A 443-nucleotide genomic window follows, 5' to 3' on the forward strand; every position below is an offset into this window, starting at 1 on the left:
TGCTCATCGCTTGCGGTGGCGGGGGCGGTGGAGGTTCCGGCGATAGCGGTGGCTCTGACGATAGCGGCGCAGATGGTGGTAGTGCCGATAATGGCGGCAATACCGGTAATAATAGTTCTGGAGAAATAAATTCAGGTCTATCAGGTAAGTTTTTTTATGTGGAGTCAAACTCCGCACATCTAATGGATATTAGCTCCGGGGAATATACTGAAATTCCCAATACAGATTGGTATAGCCAGAAAGATCTGTTTCCGCTTGGCGTTTCGGACTTCAGAGCGAAAGCACAATATGGCGGCTCAACATTTTTAGTAACTGTACTGACGTGTCGTCGACATGTTGAAAATGATCCTTTAAGCGGAAAAGATGCTTGCGTCGTTGCACAAGATGTTAACGGCAGCTATGTAAGCGACCCTGTAATCATTGATTGGGACCTTAAATCGGAT

The 443-nt window shown here is 46.7% G+C and carries 1 protein-coding gene; it reads left to right on the forward strand.

Annotated elements, in window-relative coordinates; all coding sequences use genetic code 11:
- The coding region (locus ACXAFR_RS27545) for a hypothetical protein (RefSeq protein WP_475183429.1) at nt 1–443 on the forward strand (443 nt) is incomplete at both ends.

It is taken from the genome of Pseudomaricurvus sp. ABR4_320, from assembly GCF_056159445.1.